Source organism: Tenacibaculum sp. SDUM215027 (genome assembly GCF_050566205.1).
In the GTDB taxonomy this organism is placed as follows: Bacteria; Bacteroidota; Bacteroidia; order Flavobacteriales; family Flavobacteriaceae; genus Polaribacter.
Window position 1 is genome coordinate 1,218,259 of the sequence record NZ_JBNXUE010000001.1, and the last position, 17,543, is coordinate 1,235,801.

At 31.5% G+C, this 17,543-nt stretch carries 15 protein-coding genes and 1 pseudogene; 11 read left to right on the forward strand and 5 right to left on the reverse strand.

From position 1 onward, the window contains the following. Positions 1–10: 10 nt before the first annotated feature. Positions 11–871, forward strand: coding sequence for a gliding motility protein GldN (gldN, locus tag ACQYZ7_RS05765; protein WP_430728807.1), 861 nt, complete (start codon positions 11–13; stop codon positions 869–871). Positions 872–947: 76 nt separating this feature from the next. Further along, positions 948–1,997, forward strand: coding sequence for an NAD(P)/FAD-dependent oxidoreductase (locus tag ACQYZ7_RS05770; RefSeq protein WP_430728808.1), 1,050 nt, complete (start codon positions 948–950; stop codon positions 1,995–1,997). A 57-nt stretch (positions 1,998–2,054) separates the two neighbouring features. On the opposite strand, the gene ACQYZ7_RS05775 is transcribed toward ACQYZ7_RS05770, so the two are convergent. After that, positions 2,055–2,450, reverse strand: coding sequence for a DUF983 domain-containing protein (locus ACQYZ7_RS05775; RefSeq protein WP_430728809.1), 396 nt, complete (start codon positions 2,448–2,450; stop codon positions 2,055–2,057). Positions 2,451–2,569: 119 nt separating this feature from the next. Between ACQYZ7_RS05775 and ACQYZ7_RS05780 the strand changes: the two genes are divergently transcribed. Beyond that, the gene (locus ACQYZ7_RS05780; protein ID WP_430728810.1) at positions 2,570–4,486 is read left to right on the forward strand and encodes an ABC-F family ATP-binding cassette domain-containing protein; all 1,917 of its coding nucleotides are present in this window, start codon (positions 2,570–2,572) and stop codon (positions 4,484–4,486) included. A 32-nt stretch (positions 4,487–4,518) separates the two neighbouring features. Here the strand turns inward: ACQYZ7_RS05780 and ACQYZ7_RS05785 are convergent, their stop codons facing one another. Then, positions 4,519–5,640: a sensor histidine kinase gene (locus ACQYZ7_RS05785; RefSeq protein WP_430728811.1), complete on the reverse strand. Its 1,122-nt coding sequence runs from the start codon at positions 5,638–5,640 to the stop codon at positions 4,519–4,521. 462 nt (positions 5,641–6,102) lie between these two features. Here ACQYZ7_RS05785 and ACQYZ7_RS05790 point away from each other — a divergent pair. Next, positions 6,103–6,216: pseudogene (locus ACQYZ7_RS05790) on the forward strand (IS110 family transposase); the annotation flags it as partial. A gap of 52 nt (positions 6,217–6,268) precedes the next feature. On the opposite strand, the gene ACQYZ7_RS05795 reads toward ACQYZ7_RS05790, so the two are convergent. Next, on the reverse strand, positions 6,269–7,729 hold the full coding sequence (locus ACQYZ7_RS05795; RefSeq protein WP_430728812.1) for a serine hydrolase: 1,461 nt from the start codon (positions 7,727–7,729) through the stop codon (positions 6,269–6,271). Positions 7,730–8,209: 480 nt separating this feature from the next. Between ACQYZ7_RS05795 and ACQYZ7_RS05800 the strand changes: the two genes are divergently transcribed. Genes ACQYZ7_RS05800 through ACQYZ7_RS05810 form a run of 3 tightly spaced genes read left to right on the forward strand, consistent with a single transcriptional unit; the run spans position 8,210 to position 10,841 of the window. After that, the gene (locus ACQYZ7_RS05800; protein ID WP_430728813.1) at positions 8,210–9,073 is read left to right on the forward strand and encodes a winged helix-turn-helix domain-containing protein; all 864 of its coding nucleotides are present in this window, start codon (positions 8,210–8,212) and stop codon (positions 9,071–9,073) included. Between the two features lie 32 nt (positions 9,074–9,105). Further along, entirely contained in the window at positions 9,106–10,047 is a 942-nt protein-coding gene (locus ACQYZ7_RS05805) for a 1-aminocyclopropane-1-carboxylate deaminase/D-cysteine desulfhydrase (RefSeq protein WP_430728814.1), read from the forward strand. Beyond that, a complete protein-coding gene (locus ACQYZ7_RS05810; RefSeq protein ID WP_430728815.1) occupies positions 10,047–10,841 on the forward strand; it encodes a glucosaminidase domain-containing protein in 795 nt (264 codons plus the stop codon). Before ACQYZ7_RS05805 ends, ACQYZ7_RS05810 begins: the two co-directional genes overlap by 1 nt. 49 nt (positions 10,842–10,890) lie before the next feature. Here ACQYZ7_RS05810 and ACQYZ7_RS05815 read toward each other — a convergent pair whose 3' ends face one another. After that, positions 10,891–12,021: a VWA domain-containing protein gene (locus ACQYZ7_RS05815; protein ID WP_430728816.1), complete on the reverse strand. Its 1,131-nt coding sequence runs from the start codon at positions 12,019–12,021 to the stop codon at positions 10,891–10,893. A 238-nt stretch (positions 12,022–12,259) separates the two neighbouring features. On the opposite strand from ACQYZ7_RS05815, the gene ACQYZ7_RS05820 reads away from it, so the two are divergent. The 3 genes from ACQYZ7_RS05820 (at position 12,260) to ACQYZ7_RS05830 (ending at position 15,801) form a co-directional block, all read left to right on the forward strand. Further along, positions 12,260–14,461 (forward strand): tetratricopeptide repeat-containing sensor histidine kinase, encoded by a 2,202-nt coding sequence (locus ACQYZ7_RS05820; RefSeq protein WP_430728817.1) that lies wholly within the window; start codon positions 12,260–12,262, stop codon positions 14,459–14,461. 83 nt (positions 14,462–14,544) lie between these two features. Next, entirely contained in the window at positions 14,545–15,279 is a 735-nt protein-coding gene (locus tag ACQYZ7_RS05825; RefSeq protein WP_430728818.1) for a LytR/AlgR family response regulator transcription factor, read from the forward strand. Between the two features lie 6 nt (positions 15,280–15,285). Then, positions 15,286–15,801 carry a gamma carbonic anhydrase family protein gene (locus ACQYZ7_RS05830; RefSeq protein ID WP_430728819.1) on the forward strand — a complete coding sequence of 172 codons (516 nt, stop codon included), beginning with the start codon at positions 15,286–15,288 and terminating at the stop codon, positions 15,799–15,801. Between the two features lie 83 nt (positions 15,802–15,884). Here ACQYZ7_RS05830 and ACQYZ7_RS05835 read toward each other — a convergent pair whose 3' ends face one another. Next, the gene (locus ACQYZ7_RS05835) at positions 15,885–16,349 is read right to left on the reverse strand and encodes a Spy/CpxP family protein refolding chaperone (RefSeq protein WP_430728820.1); all 465 of its coding nucleotides are present in this window, start codon (positions 16,347–16,349) and stop codon (positions 15,885–15,887) included. Positions 16,350–16,541: 192 nt separating this feature from the next. Between ACQYZ7_RS05835 and ACQYZ7_RS05840 the strand changes: the two genes are divergently transcribed. Continuing rightward, positions 16,542–17,429, forward strand: coding sequence for an endonuclease/exonuclease/phosphatase family protein (locus tag ACQYZ7_RS05840; RefSeq protein WP_430728821.1), 888 nt, complete (start codon positions 16,542–16,544; stop codon positions 17,427–17,429). Positions 17,430–17,543: the final 114 nt, after the last annotated feature.

Here is a 17,543-nt window from a genome sequence, read left to right on the forward strand (position 1 = left end):
ACAAGAAAGTATGAATTGGAAGCGTTTTTATATGGTTTTATTCGCGTTTGCAGCAACAAGTTATGCAAGTGCACAAGCTAACCTTTTAAATGCAAAAAAGGTAGAAGAAATTGGGTTTAAATCTGAAGCTCAAATTGCTTCAGAAGATGACAAACCACTTCCTTATGGCTATATTAGTGATAGAGATGTGTTGTGGTCTAAAGTGGTGTGGGAATATGTAGATTTAAATCAAAAAATAAATCTTCCTTATTATTTCCCAATTGATACTATGAATGCAGGGTTAACAAGACGTTCTTTGTTTGATACCTTATTAAAAGGTATTAAAAACGGTGAAATAACAGAGGTCTATAATGATTCTTACTTTACTACAAAAATAGGGATGGAAGAGGTTAATTTGATGACTTTCAACGAGCGTCAAAATGGAGACTATATAGATCCTTATTATGTACAGTCACAGGACATTAAAGGGTATATGTTAAAAGGATTGTGGTATTTTGACAAACGTCAAGGAGAGTTGAAATATCGTTTATTAGCCTTAGCACCAATGGGACCAGATGTACAAGTAATGGGAGTTGAAGAAATTGATGATAGTGAAAATGTTTATGAGTTATTTTGGGTATTTTTCCCAGCTGCGAGAGAAACATTACACAACTCTAAAGTATTCAACCCAGAAAATTCGGCACAACCATTGTCGTACGACAACCTGTTAAATGCCAGACGTTTCACTTCTACTATTCTTAGAGAGGAGAATATCTACGGAGACAGAGCAATTTCTGATTACGTTCGTGGTAACTCTTTATTTCAATTGTTAGAAGCAAATAGAATTAAAGAAGGTATCCGTAATAGAGAAATGGATATGTGGAATTACTAGTATTCCTTTTCAATATAAACAAAAAAGAGCTTGCATTGCAAGCTCTTTTTTGTTGTAATAATAGTATTTTTGGGTTATGAATACAGAGGTAGATTATATTATCGTTGGCTTAGGGTTATCAGGAATAGCTTTTACAGAACAATTAATAAAAAATAACAAAAGCTTTATAGTTTTTGAAAATGAATCTCAAGTGTCTTCAGTAGTTGCTGGTGGTGTATATAATCCTGTAATTTTGAAACGATTTACACCCGTTTGGAATGGACATGAGCAATTACAAAAAGCAATTCCTTTTTATAGAGGATTAGAAGAAAAATTGCAGATCACGTTAGATTATAAATTTACTACAAAAAAGGTATTCACAAGTGTAGGAGATCAAAACAACTGGTTTATAGCATCTGATAAACAAATGTTATCTTACTACATGAATTCAGAAATTTCAAAAGAAAAAATAAAAGGTATTATAGGTGATTATGGATTTGGAGATTTAAAAGATACAGGGAGAATCGATACACCATTATTAGTGAAATACTATAAGAAATATATCAAGTCATTAAAAAGTCTCATAAAACAAGCCTTTGACTATTCAAAAGTAAAGATTGAAGAAGAGAAAGTTAAGTACGAAGACATTACTGCAAAAAGAATTGTGTTTAGTGAAGGTTTTGGATTAAAGAAAAACCCATTTTTTAACTATTTACCTTTAAACGGAACAAAAGGAGAAACCATAACAATACATGCTCCTGAATTGAAAATAGATTTTTTATTAAAAGGAAATGTTTTTATTATGCCATTAGGTAACGATAATTACAAAATAGGAGCAACGTTTAATTGGACAGACAAAACATCAGTTCCAACTGAAGAAGGAAGAAAAGAGTTAGAAGAAAAACTACAAAAAGTTATATCTGTTCCATATACAATAATAGAGCAATCAGCAGGAATACGTCCAACAGTTAAAGATAGAAGACCTTTAGTAGGAAAACACCCAAAATATCCAAAATTAGCCGTTTTAAACGGCTTAGGAACACGAGGTGTAATGATTGCACCAACTGTAGCTGAAAATCTATTTAATCACCTTGAAAGTAATGAAGAGTTAGATAAAGAAATAGATATAAAAAGGTTCGCTGAATAATCAACCTAAATTAACTCTTATACTTTAAGGAAACTAATGGCTATAATTTAAAAGCTACTATTTTTCCGATTGCAACTCTTTAGCCTCTTTTTTATAACTCACAAAAAGATTAATCCAAATAATTCTTGAAAGTCGTAAGGTAACAGGCGTTAGAATCAAAGAGACAGCAACAATAGCTATAAAACTATGTAAAATAGATAGCCCAATAAATACTTTAGCAATAATAAAAATAGCAACAAAAAGAGCGACTGCTAAACCATAATTAACATACATAGCACCAAAGAAAAAAGAAGGTTCCATCATGTACTTTAAATTACATTTTGGGCAGTTGTCGTATAGTGTGGTAACCTTTTTAGGATTGAAGTTAAGCTTGTGTTTAAAAAACTCCCCTTCATGACAACGAGGACATTTACTATTGAAAATACTATATAATTTACTTCCTTTCCCAAACATTTCTTCTATGTATTAAGTCTAATTAACTATTTGCTTTTTGTAAGTTTGCACAAATTTCAACAAAAATAAAACTCTCGTTTGTAACTCTAGTTACAAAACCAAAGTAATTTGATAAAAATATGTTAAACGTACACGATGTATCAGTTTCATTTATGGGAACAGATTTGTTCTCCGGAATCACTTTTAAATTAATAAAAGGAGACAGAATTGGATTGATTGGAAAAAATGGAGCAGGAAAATCTACTTTATTAAAAGTTTTATCAAAAGATATTGAAAGTAGTGGAGGAACATTAGCATTTGATAAAGATGTGCGTATCGGGTTTTTACGTCAGGATATCGACTTTGTTCATGGAAGAACTATTTTAGAAGAAGCCTACCAAGCATTTACCGAAATTAAAGAAATAGAGTTAGATTTAGATGAGATAAACAGACAACTAGCTGAAAGAACCGATTATGAAAGTGAGTCGTACAATCAGTTAATTATTGATTTAAATGAAAAAACAGAACGTTACGAATTACTAGGAGGTTACAATTATCAAGGAGAAACCGAAAAAATATTACAAGGGTTAGGGTTTCAACGAGAAGACTTTGATAAGTTAACAGATACCTTTTCTGGAGGTTGGCGTATGCGAATTGAATTAGCAAAATTACTATTACAGAATAATGATATTTTATTACTCGATGAACCTACCAACCACTTAGATATCGAATCGATTATTTGGTTAGAAAATTTCTTAAAAAGTTATGCAGGAGCTATCTTATTAGTATCGCATGATAAAATGTTTTTAGATAATGTAACTAATAGAACGATAGAAATTTCATTAGGTCAAATTTACGATTATAAAAAGCCATATTCTGAGTTTTTAAAATTACGAGCTGAAATTAAAGAAAAGCAGTTACAAACGCAGAAAAATCAGCAAAAGGAGATAGAGCATACCGAAAAGCTGATAGAAAAATTTAGAGCTAAAGCGAGTAAGGCGTCTATGGCCCAATCGTTAATGAAAAAGCTAGAAAAAGTTGAACGTATTGAAGTAGATCAAGATGATAATGCGGTAATGAATGTTCGTTTTGCCATATCAAAAGAACCTGGTAAAATTATTGTTGAAGCTGAAAACTTAACAAAAAACTACGGAGAAAAAGAGGTTTTAAAAGATGTAAACTTATTAATAGAACGTGATAGTAAAATTGCATTTGTAGGTCAAAATGGACAAGGAAAATCAACCTTAGCAAAAATGATGATGGGTGAAATTCCATTTGAAGGAGAATTGAAACTCGGTCATAATGTTGAAATAGGATATTTTGCACAGAATCAGTCGGAAGAATTACCACCAGAGAAAACGGTGTTGGAGATCATGGAAGATGCAGCTACTGATAGTAATAGAATGCGTGTACGAGATATGTTAGGTTCGTTTTTGTTTGGTGGAGAAGCCGTGGATAAAAAGGCGAAAGTATTATCAGGAGGTGAGCGAAACCGTTTGGCATTGTGTAAGTTGTTGCTGTCACCATTCAATGTGTTGATAATGGATGAGCCTACCAACCACTTAGATATTGCTTCTAAAAACGTATTAAAAAAAGCACTGCAAAACTTTAATGGAACCTTAATCGTAGTATCTCACGACCGTGATTTCTTACAAGGATTAACGACTACTGTTTACGGATTTAAAGATCGTGAAATAAAAGAATATCTAGGTGATATCGATTATTTCTTAGAGCAACACAAAATGGAAAACTTACGTGATGCTGAAAAAAGAACCGTAGTGAAAGAAGTAAAAGACACTTCTAAAAAAGAAGTTTATCAATTATCGAGAGAGCAGGAAAAAGAGCTTAAAAAGCTAAAAAACAAGCTTAATAAAATTGAAACGCAAATTGCAAAATTAGAAGCTGAAATTGGAAAAATAGATTTAGAATTAGCTCAGAATTACGACGAAGTTTCTTCACGCCCTAACTTTTTTGAAAACTACAAAGCTAAAAAAGCAAAAGTAGACGAACTCATGGAAGAATGGGAGAAAGTAGAGGAAAGAGTTTCTGGTTTCTAATAAAGCCTGTTAGTTAATACTAGTAGGTTTAATTATACCTTTATATTGAAGTAGAATGTACTTCCAGTACCTAATTCGGATTGAACCCAAATATTTCCATTGTGCATAGATGCTATTTTTTTACAATGAGCGAGACCGATACCTGTTCCTTCGTATTCAGATCTCTGGTTTAGCCTTTGGAAGATAGAAAATATTTTATTACTGTAACGTTCATCAATGCCTATTCCATTGTCTGTAATTGAAAATGTCCATCCGTTTTCCTTTTTAGCATTAATGAATATTTCAGGGCTTACGTTTTGTTTTTGAAATTTGATAGCATTTTCAATTAAGTTTTGAAACAAAAGTCTTAGCTCAGTTTCGTAACCTTTTAATTCAGGTAATTGACCAATTTTTATAATCGCTTTACTATTTTTAATTTTCAGGTTAAGATCAATTAAAACGTCCTTTAATAACTTATTACAATCTATACTACTTAAATTTCTCTCAGTACCGAGCTTACTGAAATCGAGTAATGACTTAATAAGTTTTTTCATTCGTTCAGCAGAAACAGATATGTAATTGAGGTATTCATCAGCTTCAGGACTAATACTACTCTCAAAATCTTGCGATAATATATCAACAAAGCTTTGAATAGTATTTATAGGTTCTTGTAAATCATGTGAAGCTATATATGCAAACTGTTCTAATTCTCTATTCTTCTCAGCCAGTATTTCATTGGCTTCTTTTAGTTTTGTCGTTGTCGTCATAATTGTGGTAATATTATTATGAGCCCCCAACATTCTAATAGGTGTACCAAGACTATCTCGAATAACTAAACCTCTACACCTGATGTAAACTGTTGATCCATCTTTGTGTCTATATCTAACAACTTGATCGTATGGATGATTAGAGTCTTTACAATGCTTATTGAAGTTTTCAAGAGCAATATTTAAATCATCTTTATTTATAATATCTTGCCAAGCATTACTTTTATGGGGCATATCTTCTGGATTATACCCTAACTCTGTCCAAAATTTTTCACTCATCCATTCATTTTCAGGGTTTTCTAAGTCCCAATACCACAAACCATCTAGAGATCCTTCTTGAATGAAAGAAAATATTGAATTATCTGTTTTGATTAAATCATAAAGCTCTTTTTTTAAGTAATGTTCCATGTTTGTATCTTTTCAGGTTGTAGCAATTAGTTTAGTTATCGAAAAAAAAAGTAATATTCGGCAAACTAAAGTTTTTATAATTTTAGTTTTTTGAGTTTTAAAGATAAAAAAATAATGTCATTTCGAATAAGCGATTTTATGAGCGACTGAGAAATCTCAAAGTTGTGAGTCACTCGTTTTAATAAGATTTCTTACTCTGGTCGAAATGACAGTTGTTAATTAATGAGATTTAGGTTCGCTGAACCTTGCGGTTTCTTACGTCCGTTACACTTCCGTTCGAAAAGACAAAATATGTCATTACGAGTGAAAACGAAGCAATTTTTAAGTCGCGTATTCTCAATAAACAGATTACTTCAGTCGTTTCTCCTTAGTAATGACGGGAGGTGAAAAATGTCAAAAAAGTGTAAAAGAAGTGTCAACTCTAGTTTAAAGATATAGAAAAGTAAGATATTTGTAAATCGTATGAGTAAAAAACTTGCTTTAATAGCGGTGTGTAATAAGTTACTAAAACAAGCTTTTGCTATTGTAAAAAGTGGTTTACCGTATGATGCTGATTATAAAAGTGCTTTGGTATAAAGTTTTGGGAAATTTTCTTATTTTTTACCTCAGTTCTTTGTTAGGCACAGTTTTATTCGCTCAATTGTTTAATCATTTTCTTTGAATAATTAATTTGAAATTGGTCATTACTCGTTCCTAATTCGGTAACAATTTTATAATATTGAATTGCTTTTTGGTTATTTTCTTCTGCCTTATAATATTGAGCTAATCCATAATAACCACCAAAGTAATCTGGGAATTTCTCAATCACTAAATTAAAGATATTCAAACAGCTTTCATCCTCTTTTTTTCTCTTATAAACAAAACCTAATGAAGTTAAATCTTTGGGATTGATTTCGTACTTGTTTTTATTTGTAGTTAACTCATTATAATATTTGCTGATGTTCTCACTTCCATTATTGCTAATCTCTCTTTCTATAGCCAAATCAATAGGCATTGGCAATTTATTATCTGAATATAAACTTGCCAAAGCAAATCCTTTATTGGATATATCTTTATAACTATAATCAGATATATTAGTATAAATAACTATTGTGATTTTTTCTGATGGAATACGTAAAGAAAAATTTCTGAAACCAGTTGTAAGTCCGCCGTGAATTAAATATTTTATATTGTTTTTGATTTTAATGTGCCAACCAAAACCATAACCTGCTTGGTCGTTTTTTCCATTTTTATCCCAATTTGAAAAAGCATCATTTCTCAATTCAGTTTTTATAAGTGTTTCATCATATAGACTTCTATCCCAATTTAGATAATCACTAACAGAAGAGTAAATACCACCATCGCCTTGTATGGCTGACCAGGTATTTTGGTCATTATTTTCATATAGAGTGTCATTGAGTTTATAACCTTGTGCACGATTTTTTATATTTAAATCGTTTAAGTAGACCGTACTATTCGTCATACCAATTTTATTGAAAATTTCTTTATCCATAAAATCTTTGAAAGTTCTACCAGATATTCGTTCTATAATAATAGCTAAAATTGCATAACCTGAATTACTATATTTGTATTTAGAATTTGCTGGAAATAAAAGGCTGTCTTGAGCTATTAGAAGATTGAGTACATCTTTGTCGACAATTTGCTTTTCTGCATCTTTAGGATATAGTTTATTATAAGGTTGAAGACCTGAACGATGTGTTAATAAATCCTTAATCGTGATTTCTTTGCCATAATCTGGAAATTCGGTAATTACTTCGTTCAGTTTAGTGTCATAATTTAGTTGTCCTTGATTTATCAAAATCAAAACTCCCATTGCTGTAAACTGTTTTGTAACAGAACCAAGTCGGTAATTTGTTTGGGAATTAGCTAAAACTTTATTCTCTAAATCAGCGTATCCAAAACTTTGGCAATCTAAAGTTTTGCCCTCTTTGATTACTATAAAGCTTGCACTCGGCTTCTCTCCGATATAATTTCTGAAAAGATAATTTACCCAATCTTGTTTATCATTTTGTTTTTCGGCTATTTTTCCAGACGATTTACATCCACAAATAATAATCAAAAGCACTAATGTTAAATTTGTGTACTTCATTTTTTTCAAATTAGACCTAACTAGTTTATATACAGAATAAAATTACTGTTATACTCCATGTTATGGTAGGATAAGCGGAAGTTTTAGCAATTTTATTTCTTTTTAATTTTCGAGTTTAAATATAGTAAAATAATGTCATTTCGAATAAGCGATTTTATAAGCGACTGAGAAATCTCAAAGTTGTGAGTCACTTGTTTTAATAAGGTTTCTTCCTCTGGTTGAAATGACAGCTGTTAATTAATGAGGTTTAACTCCGCTGAACCTTGCGGTTTTTCACGTCCGTTGCACTTCAGTTTGAAATGACAAAATGAGTCATTGCGAGTACTAATGAAGCAATCTTTAAGTCGCGTATTCTCAATAAACAGATTACTTCAGTCGTTCCTCCTTCGCAATGACGGGAGGTGAAAAATGTCAAAAAAGTGTAAAAGAAGTGTCAACTCTTGTTTAAAGATGTTGAAAAGTAAGATATTTGTAAATCGTATGAGTAAGAATTTTAATTTAGCATCTAACAAAACAGTGTTATACATATTTGCCGTAATAGCATTGTTTACTTCGTGCACTACCAATGAAAACTTTTTAGAGCGCGTAAAAGTTTCACTTCGAAACGTAGGACACCAGTTATTACTAAGCAATGAAGATACTACCTCATTAGTTTTACCTGTACAACAGTTGAATGAATTAACCTTTAAGCTAAGTTTTCAAAACAATCTGAAGATTGAACCCGATAGTTTGGTAACTATTGTAAACAGGAATTTTAAAGTGTCTAATTTTTCGGCTAATTATATATTGGAAGTTAAGAATTGCTCTAGTGAAGAAGTAGTGTACAGCTACGAAATGAGAAAAAAGGAAGAGAAAGCTATCATACCCTGTAAAGGAAGACTGTTACCTGAGGATTGTTATTTTATAGAAGTTCAGTTTATAAAAACAAGCACGTCAAATAATAGTCAGTTTATTTTCTACGGATTACTGTTTTTAATAGTAGTACTTGGTGTGGCGGTATATCAAAAAAAGAGAAAAAGAAAAACAGCTACAATTAATAATTTAAGTACTGTGTTAACCTTAGGAAGTTTTGAGTTTTATCCTGAGCAGAACAAACTAGTAAAACAGGCAATAGAAATTAGTTTATCTAAAAAGGAATGTGAGTTATTGGAAATCTTTATTAGCAGACCCAATGAAATTATTAAAAGGGAAGAGCTCACCAAAAGAGTGTGGGAAGATAATGGAGTTGTGGTTGGCAGAAGTTTAGATACCTATATTTCTAAACTCCGAAAAAAACTAAAAGACGATACTTCTATAAAAATAACCAACATTCACGGAGTGGGATATAAGCTCGAAATAGATTAAAGGCTTATTTTTGCGCTGATAATTTTTTTAAAATGCTGTTTCAACTAGAAATTTCAACTCCTGAAAATCAACAAATCCATCTTCCGATTTTAACTACGAAAGGAATTGAACTTTTTGTAAAGCGAGAAGACACCATTCATCCGTTTGTTTCAGGAAATAAATTTAGAAAACTCAAGTACAATATTGAAGAGGCAAAACGACAAGAGAAAGACACCTTGTTAACTTTTGGAGGCGCTTTTTCAAATCACATTGCAGCTACTGCTACCGCAGGAAAAATAGCAGGTTTTAAAACCATCGGGATTATCAGAGGAGATGAACTAGGGAAGAATTTAGAAACAACACTTTCTCAAAATGCCACGTTGAAAAACGCCCATGACAACGGAATGCAGTTCAAGTTTGTATCGCGAGAAGCGTATCGAAATAAAACTTCTGAAGCATTTATCAATCAATTAAAAAAGGAGTTTGGTGATTTTTATTTGGTTCCTGAAGGAGGAACGAATGCTTTAGCGGTACAAGGCTGTGAAGAGATTTTAACAAATGAAGATGAAAAATTCGATTATATTTGTTGTGCAGTTGGTACTGGAGGAACCATTTCTGGATTGATAAATTCGGCTAAAAAACATCAAAAAATAATTGGGTTCCCAGCGTTGAAAGGTGGTTTTTTAGTGGATGAAATCAAGCCGTTTGTAAATAGGAATAATCATTGGAGTTTACAAAAAGAGTATCATTTTGGAGGCTACGGAAAATATACTGAGGAGTTAATCCGTTTTATAAACCAATTTAAAGAGCAAACAGGTATTTTACTAGATCCTCTTTATACAGGGAAAATGCTCTTCGGAATACTAGATTTAGTAGCAAAAGATATATTTCCGAGAGATAGTAAAATACTAGTAATTCATACAGGTGGTTTACAAGGCATAGCAGGAGTAAATCAGAAATTAAAGAATAAAAATCAAGAGTTAATAAAGGTTTAATGAGAATAAAGGTAGTTTTTTTAGCAGCATGTGCTGTAGTATTGGCAAGTTGTGGGTCAGGTAAAAATGTGGTAAAATCTACTCCTAGAGAAGTAGTTTTAGAACAACAAGAAGAAAAAAGACCTGAGTTACCACAGTTAGAGCAAATACAAAAACCATTAAAAACTACGACGAATCATACCGAAGCGTATATTCAAAAATTTGCACCGATAGCGGTAAAAAAAATGCACGAACATGGTATTCCTGCTAGTATTACTCTAGCACAAGGAGTGTTAGAATCGGGAAGTGGTAGAAGTGCATTAGCTCTTAGATCAAACAATCACTTCGGAATTAAATGTCACAGAGGTTGGCAAGGGCATAGCGTAACTCATGATGATGATGAAAAAGGAGAATGTTTTAGAAAATATAAGTATCCTGAAACTTCGTATGAAGATCATTCACAGTTTTTACTAACTCGTAAGCGATATTCGAGCTTATTTAGGTTAAGACATACGGATTATAAAGGTTGGGCGTATGGATTGAAAAGAGCAGGATATGCTACGGATAGAAAATATCCTCAAAAATTAATATCGATTATTAGAAAGTATAGCTTAGATAAGTACGATAGAGTAAGAAGAGATGGTTCTTTGGCTGCAAAAACACCAACTTATAAAGCAAGCTCTCATAAAGTTCAAAAAGGAGATACGCTGTATTCTATATCAAGAAGGTATAATATTTCGGTACAACGATTAAAAGAAGCAAACGGACTAAGCGATAATAACATTAGTATTGGTCAAGATTTACTAGTTAAATAAAAAAAGCGGAGTAAAAACTCCGCTTCAACTAACCAAACCCCAATCAAAACTACCAAGAGTAATTTTTCTTTTTTGCTTGTTTTTTGATAGCTTTAATCATAACACTTTCTAATTCATTCTTATTAGAACTTTCACGTTGTTTTTTTGCTACATAAGTCTTTCTCTTTTTATTTAATTCTTGAATTTTTTGTTGAATTTCAGCACGCTCTTTACGTTTCTTCTCAACATACATTTTAATTTCTTTGGCAGATTTGTTTTGTAACTGTTTAGGAAGCTGTTTCTTTTTCAAAGAACTGTAATCAATTTCTTTTTCTTCCGAAGCATCTACCAAATCCCATTCAGCATTTTTATATAATTTAGAACTTTTAGTAACGGCACGTTTTACCACCACAGCTTCATCCAAGCTTTCTGCATTCATATCTTGTTTTGCCTGGTTACTGTATTTAGAATATCCGTAAGAACCATAATGGATGTAAGTGTCATTTAAACGTTTGTTTAAAATAATAATGTCATTATCATACGGAGTTACTATGTGTACAATGTGTTTATTTTGATTGATAGTCATATAATCACCACCTCCATAAATCGCTCCGTCTTGCCATCTTCCAGTAATACCTTGGTTGTAATCGCCACAAAAAATAGTGTTTATCGTAATGTCTTTTTCTTTAGCGTTGGTAATAGCATCTCTGTAATTAATTTTTCCTTGTGTAAAAGGTTCATTCCCTGCAATAAAAATCATTTTTAAATCACGTTTGTTAGCTCCCCAATCCAATTCGTTTAATGAGGTTTGAATTACTTGTCCGCAGTATTCACTTCCTCCATCTGTGCTTAAAGAAAATAGGTGTTCAGAGATCTCATCTAAATCACTGGTAAACTGTAAAACTTGTCGGATATATCCTTCTTTAGGAGATAAATTTGAATTTCCGTATTCGTACAAAGCAATTTCTAAATTTGGAGTGATGCCATTACATTTTGCATACGATAGTTCGTTTACAATTTCCCATAGTTGTGCTTTTGCTTGGTTAATAAGTCCATCCATACTATTACTGGTATCAAGTAACAATGCAACTTTAACGGTTTGTTTTTTAGCTTCTGTTGTAGGTTTCGTTTCATTAGCATAAGTAGTTGTTGTTAGTAGTACTAAGCAAATGAAAAATACTTTTAATGCCTGCGTTTTCATAATTTTTTGTTTTTAGTTATTAATTGGATTAAAAGTTTGATTGGTGTTAATTTCTATTCAAAACTACCTCCAACTTTTTTCTTAAAAAATCTAGAATGAGTGAACATGTCATTTTGTTTAGGGAAATGGTCAACTAAATGAGTAACCTTTATTTTCTACTGTTTTTTATAGTGTTTTAGAGAGGTGGACGTTTTTTTGTATGGCTTTTTGTATGTATGTTTACAGTAAGAAATAAAGAATGAAAAAGCTTTTTTACATACTATTATTCCCTATGCTTCTACTGAAGTTTTCATCACTATACTCTCAAATAGAGAAAGAGATACCTAAAGAATTCTCAGTCAAAGTTCAAGTGGTTAATAGTGAAACTCATCAACTGATTAAAGATGCGAGAGTGGAGGTGAATGGGCGGACTTTTCGATTTTCCGAAATAAAAGGAAGTTATACTGTAAAAGCTACAGCAGGAAGCCAATTAGAAGTTTCACATCCTGATTTTGATCGTGTTTTTTATACGATTAAAGATGATGAAGACATAAAGGTAGAGGTCGAAGGATTTACATCTAAAAAAAAATCAAAACCAAGCTCTTATAGTAAAAGAAAGCAAGTAGGTTTATACTCACAATATTTAGATTCCGTTGAGTTTTATAAAAAGAAAGATATTGATAAAAGTTTGTCTTTTGTTGAAAAGACGTTACTGACAAACCCTAGTAAAAATCAGAGAGCTAATGTATTCAAAGAATTAGCAGATGTATATTTTTATTGGAAACAATACGATTTAGCCGTTGAAAATTATCAAATCTCTTTACAAGAAGTAAACTCTCCTAGAGTTCGTTTGCAATTGGCAAAAGCAGCGTTTTTGTCTGAAGATTATAGTAATAGTGAGCAAAACTATTTACAAAGTTTACAAAGCGGAGTACTCAATAACTACTTGAGTCTAACCGCATATCAAGGATTGGGAGATGTGTACCTAGTACAGAAGAACTACAATCAGGCAAAAGCTAATTATGAAAAAGCATTGGAGATTGCGAAAAAGAACTTAATTACTCCGAAAATAACGGATTTAAACTCCAAACTGGCAGAAGTTTTTGCAGCACAAGGAAACACACAAAAAGCAGATGGGTATTATAAGAACTCATTAAAGCTAGCATCAGAAGAAAATAAAAAACGTTCCTTAAAAGAACAACAAAAAGTAGCCGATTTTTATAATAAATCTCAGCGATACGATGAGGAAATTCAATTGCGAAAGGAAAGTTTAAAAGAAGCAGATGATATGGTTGTTGAGACTGAAAATAATGAATCATTGGTTGACTCAATTACTTCGCAAAAAATCAACTATAAAATCGGGAATGCCTATATGCAAAAAGCTGAATACGAAGAAGCAATTCCGTATTTAAAAAAGAGTATTGAAGATGCTGATAAAAACGAAGATTTGATTATTCAAAAAGATGCTACTAAGAGATTGTCTGAAGTTTATGAGACTGTTGGAGATTACACAAGAGCGTTAAAGACTTATCAAGGTTATGTAGAGTTGGTAGATAGTTTGTACTCGCGAAAAGAACAGGAAATTCAGCAGGTAAAACGTTTTAGTAAACGAATTTCAGATAACCAGAACAGAATAGCAAGTTTAGAAAAAGATAAAGAATTAGCAGATAGTAAAATAAGTTTGGCGTATAAAGATCAGCAATTGGTTCAGGAAAGTAACAAGCGTCAAAAATGGATTATTTATTCATTAATCGGAGGTTTTTTATTGATGAGTTTATTGGTGTATTTTATGTTTAGAATCAATAAACAACAAAAATTAGCCAATAATTTATTAGCATTAAAGTCGATGCGTTCACAAATGAATCCGCATTTTATTTTTAATGCGTTGAATTCGGTGAATAGCTTTATTGCAGTAAGTGATGAGCGAAGCGCTAACAGATATTTATCGGAGTTTTCAACCCTGATGCGTTCGGTTTTAGAAAACTCAGATGAGGATTTTATTCCGTTAACTAAAGAAATTGAGTTATTAGAACTATATGTGAAGTTAGAACATAATCGATTTAAAGATAAGTTTGATTATAACATTCATATTGATGAAAGCATATCGCTCAATGAATATTCTATTCCACCAATGTTATTACAGCCCTATATAGAAAATGCCATTTGGCATGGACTTAGATATAAAAAAGAAAAAGGGAAGTTACAGATTTCGATGCTTCAAAAAAATAACGAAGCTATTACTATTCTGATTGAAGACGATGGAATTGGAAGAGAGAAATCAATAGAAATGAAAACCAAAAATCAGCTTAAGCAAAAATCAAAAGGAATGAGTACTATTAAAAATAGAATAGCCATTCTAAACGATATGTATCAAGATAAAGTTTCTGTAGTGGTTTCAGATGCTTTTGAAGATGGAAGCGGAACCAGAGTAACCTTGATATTAAAAAAAGATGAAAATTAGCTATGAAACCGAGATGCTTAAAATAATTACTTTAAATATCCAAGGTTACATCTGACTATTGATAAATAATTTTAAAAAAACAGATGAAAATAAAAGCAATTATTGTTGAAGACGAGCAAATAAGTAGAGATATTCTACGAAATTATATTGCTAAATATTGTCCTAATGTAGAATTATTAGGAGAAGCAAGTAATATTGAAGAGGGGTATAAGCTGATTCAACAGCACGAATTAGATTTGGTATTTTTAGATGTAGAAATGCCTTTTGGAAATGCTTTTGATTTGTTAGAAAAAGTAGACAATCAAACCTTTGAAACTGTATTCGTAACTGCTTATGACCATTACGCTATTGAGGCGTTAAACAATCAAGCAACCTATTATTTGTTAAAACCTATTTCGATAGACGAGTTAATCAAAGCCGTAGCTATTGTTACTGAAATTAAAGAGAAAGAAAATGAGTTAGAAACTACCGTGTTAACTCCAAAAATGACTCATCAAGTAAATGGGAAGATTACTATTCCTCAACAAGATGGATTTGAAGTTGTAGCTGTTGAAGAAATTTTATTTTGTAAAGCTGATGATAACTACACGGAAATCTATTTTGAAAACTCTAAAAAGTTAGTAAGTAAAACGCTCAAGCATTTTGAAGATATTTTAAAAGATAGTTCCTTTGTTAGAGTACACAAATCGTTTTTAGTTAACGTTAATGAAATAGCAAAATATAAAAAAGGAAAAGGAGGGAGTGTGATACTATCAAACGGAAAAGAGATTATGGTTTCAGCATCTAAAAAAGCAAACTTATTATCATATTTTAAATAAAAATTTATGCCAATTATAAAACCAGTAAACGGAAAACATCCACAAATTCCAGAAGATTGTTATATCGCGGAGAATGCAACTATTGTAGGTGATGTGCAAATGGGAAAAGAGTGTAGTGTATGGTTTAATGCGGTAATTCGCGGAGATGTACACTATATAAAAATGGGAGATAAAGTAAATATACAAGACGGAGCAGTAATACACGCAACATATCAAAAATCACCAACAACTATTGGAAATAATGTTTCTATTGGTCATAATGCCCTAGTGCATGGATGCACCATTCATGATAATGTGTTAGTAGGAATGGGAAGTATTATTATGGATGATTGTGTAGTAGAATCTAATTCTATCATTGCTGCAGGAGCTGTGGTGACCAAAAATACACACGTGGAAAGCGGGAGCATATATGCAGGTGTACCTGCAAAAAAAGTAAAAGATATTTCACAAGAATTAATTTCAGGAGAAATTGATAGAATAGCAAATAACTATGTGAAGTACTCGAGTTGGTTTAAAGAGTAAATGGATAATTAATAAAAAAGCCCGGTTCTGTTTCCAAAACCGAGCTTTTTTCAATCAAAAACTAATTTATTAAGAGGTAAAGTTTACTTTTCCTCTTGATGCTTTTTATGGTGTTCTCCTTTTTTGAATTTTTTATAAGTACCTTTCTTTTTATGTCTTTTCATTTTTCTCGCAGTCATTTTTTCATAGCGCTCATATTGTTGCTCATTTAAAATACGTTTCATTTCAGTTTTGTGAGCAATTTGTTTGTCAAGCATTTTACTTTTCATAGCATATCGCTGATCAGCAGTAGGTTTATTACCGCTTTCTTTCATAGCTTTTCTTTTAGTCCACATTTCCTGTCTTTCGGAAACTTGTTCTGCTATTAAAGGTTTTATCTGTCTCTGTTGAGCTTCAGTTAAATCAAGCTGTAAGGTCATTTTTTTTACAGCCAATTCTGTTTTTTGTTCTGCAGTTAATTTTTCATGTTTAACTTTATCTCCTCTTTGTGCTTGAGTAGTAACAGTAAAACCAACTGCTAAAATCAAGATTGTTAGTAATTTCTTCATGTTATAAAATTTTAAGGTTCTTTAATTATTTACGCTTCTAAGACCATTCCAGATTAAAAAAGTTTAAATTTGAAATCGTTTTTAACATTTTTTTAATTTTATATGAAATCAATTTTCAGAATTGTTTTAAGGTCTTTACTACTTGTTATAGGGTTGTTTGCAATATTTTTTCTCTGGGCGTCCTCTCCAACAATGGACGAGGAAGAATACGCTAAAATTATTACACACAATTACAATACTACAACTAAAAATGATTCAATTTATAGTATAGTAACTTTTAATATTGGTTATTTAAGTGGAATGACGAATAACCGAGCAATTGCTAAACCTAAAGAACTATTTGATTCAAATTTGAAAAAAGTACTTGCTGAAGTAAAAAAAGTAAGTCCAGATATTATAGCGCTTCAAGAAGTTGATTATAATGCAGCAAGATCTTATGGAGTAGATCAAGAAGAAAAATTAGCAGAGCTAGGTTATAATTATGTAGCAAGAGGCATAAATTGGGATGAGCATTATGTGCCTTTTCCTTATTGGCCACCAAGTATGCACTTTGGTAAAATAGTTTCAGGACAATCAATTTTAAGTAAATATGATTTAAAGGATTACGAGCGTATTGTTTTAGAGCGAGTAGCTGACAACCCTTTTTATAGAGATGCATTGTATTTAGATAGATTGGTACAAGTGGTAAAAGTTATTTTAGAAGGAAAAGAAGTAATTGTTATAAATCTACACTTAGAAGCTTTTGATAAAACAACACGAGTACGTCAATTTGAATATGTATTGAATCTTTTTAATAAGTATAAGAAAGAATATCCAACAATTTTACTAGGTGACTTTAATTCAAAAGCAAGAGATAAAGAAGCGGTTGTTAAAAAGCTGTTTAAAACTGAAGGGGTAGGAAATGCAGCCTTTTTTGTTGAGAATCCTGAAAATACATTTGATACAAAAAATCCAGTAGAACGTATTGATTATATTTTTTATACGGAAGATTCTATAGAATATATAGATGGAACTGTATTAAAAGAGTTCGGACAAGCATCAGATCATTTGCCAGTAGAAATGAAATTTAAGTTGAAATAGATAAAAAAAGCTCGGTAGTTTACCGAGTTTTTTTATCGTTCTATTTTTTCTCTCAAATAGTAATGTTTTGTCATAATGCTGTATAAAGGTTTGAGCAACGATTTATAGAATCTT

Coding starts and splice junctions, on each gene's coding strand:
- gldN (WP_430728807.1), top strand. CDS start 11: ATGAATTGGAAGCGTTTTTATATGGTTTTATTCGCGTTTGCAGCAACA.
- ACQYZ7_RS05770 (WP_430728808.1), top strand. CDS start 948: ATGAATACAGAGGTAGATTATATTATCGTTGGCTTAGGGTTATCAGGA.
- ACQYZ7_RS05775 (WP_430728809.1), bottom strand. CDS start 2,450: ATGTTTGGGAAAGGAAGTAAATTATATAGTATTTTCAATAGTAAATGT.
- ACQYZ7_RS05780 (WP_430728810.1), top strand. CDS start 2,570: ATGTTAAACGTACACGATGTATCAGTTTCATTTATGGGAACAGATTTG.
- ACQYZ7_RS05785 (WP_430728811.1), bottom strand. CDS start 5,640: ATGGAACATTACTTAAAAAAAGAGCTTTATGATTTAATCAAAACAGAT.
- ACQYZ7_RS05795 (WP_430728812.1), bottom strand. CDS start 7,729: ATGAAGTACACAAATTTAACATTAGTGCTTTTGATTATTATTTGTGGA.
- ACQYZ7_RS05800 (WP_430728813.1), top strand. CDS start 8,210: ATGAGTAAGAATTTTAATTTAGCATCTAACAAAACAGTGTTATACATA.
- ACQYZ7_RS05805 (WP_430728814.1), top strand. CDS start 9,106: ATGCTGTTTCAACTAGAAATTTCAACTCCTGAAAATCAACAAATCCAT.
- ACQYZ7_RS05810 (WP_430728815.1), top strand. CDS start 10,047: ATGAGAATAAAGGTAGTTTTTTTAGCAGCATGTGCTGTAGTATTGGCA.
- ACQYZ7_RS05815 (WP_430728816.1), bottom strand. CDS start 12,021: ATGAAAACGCAGGCATTAAAAGTATTTTTCATTTGCTTAGTACTACTA.
- ACQYZ7_RS05820 (WP_430728817.1), top strand. CDS start 12,260: ATGAAAAAGCTTTTTTACATACTATTATTCCCTATGCTTCTACTGAAG.
- ACQYZ7_RS05825 (WP_430728818.1), top strand. CDS start 14,545: ATGAAAATAAAAGCAATTATTGTTGAAGACGAGCAAATAAGTAGAGAT.
- ACQYZ7_RS05830 (WP_430728819.1), top strand. CDS start 15,286: ATGCCAATTATAAAACCAGTAAACGGAAAACATCCACAAATTCCAGAA.
- ACQYZ7_RS05835 (WP_430728820.1), bottom strand. CDS start 16,349: ATGAAGAAATTACTAACAATCTTGATTTTAGCAGTTGGTTTTACTGTT.
- ACQYZ7_RS05840 (WP_430728821.1), top strand. CDS start 16,542: ATGGACGAGGAAGAATACGCTAAAATTATTACACACAATTACAATACT.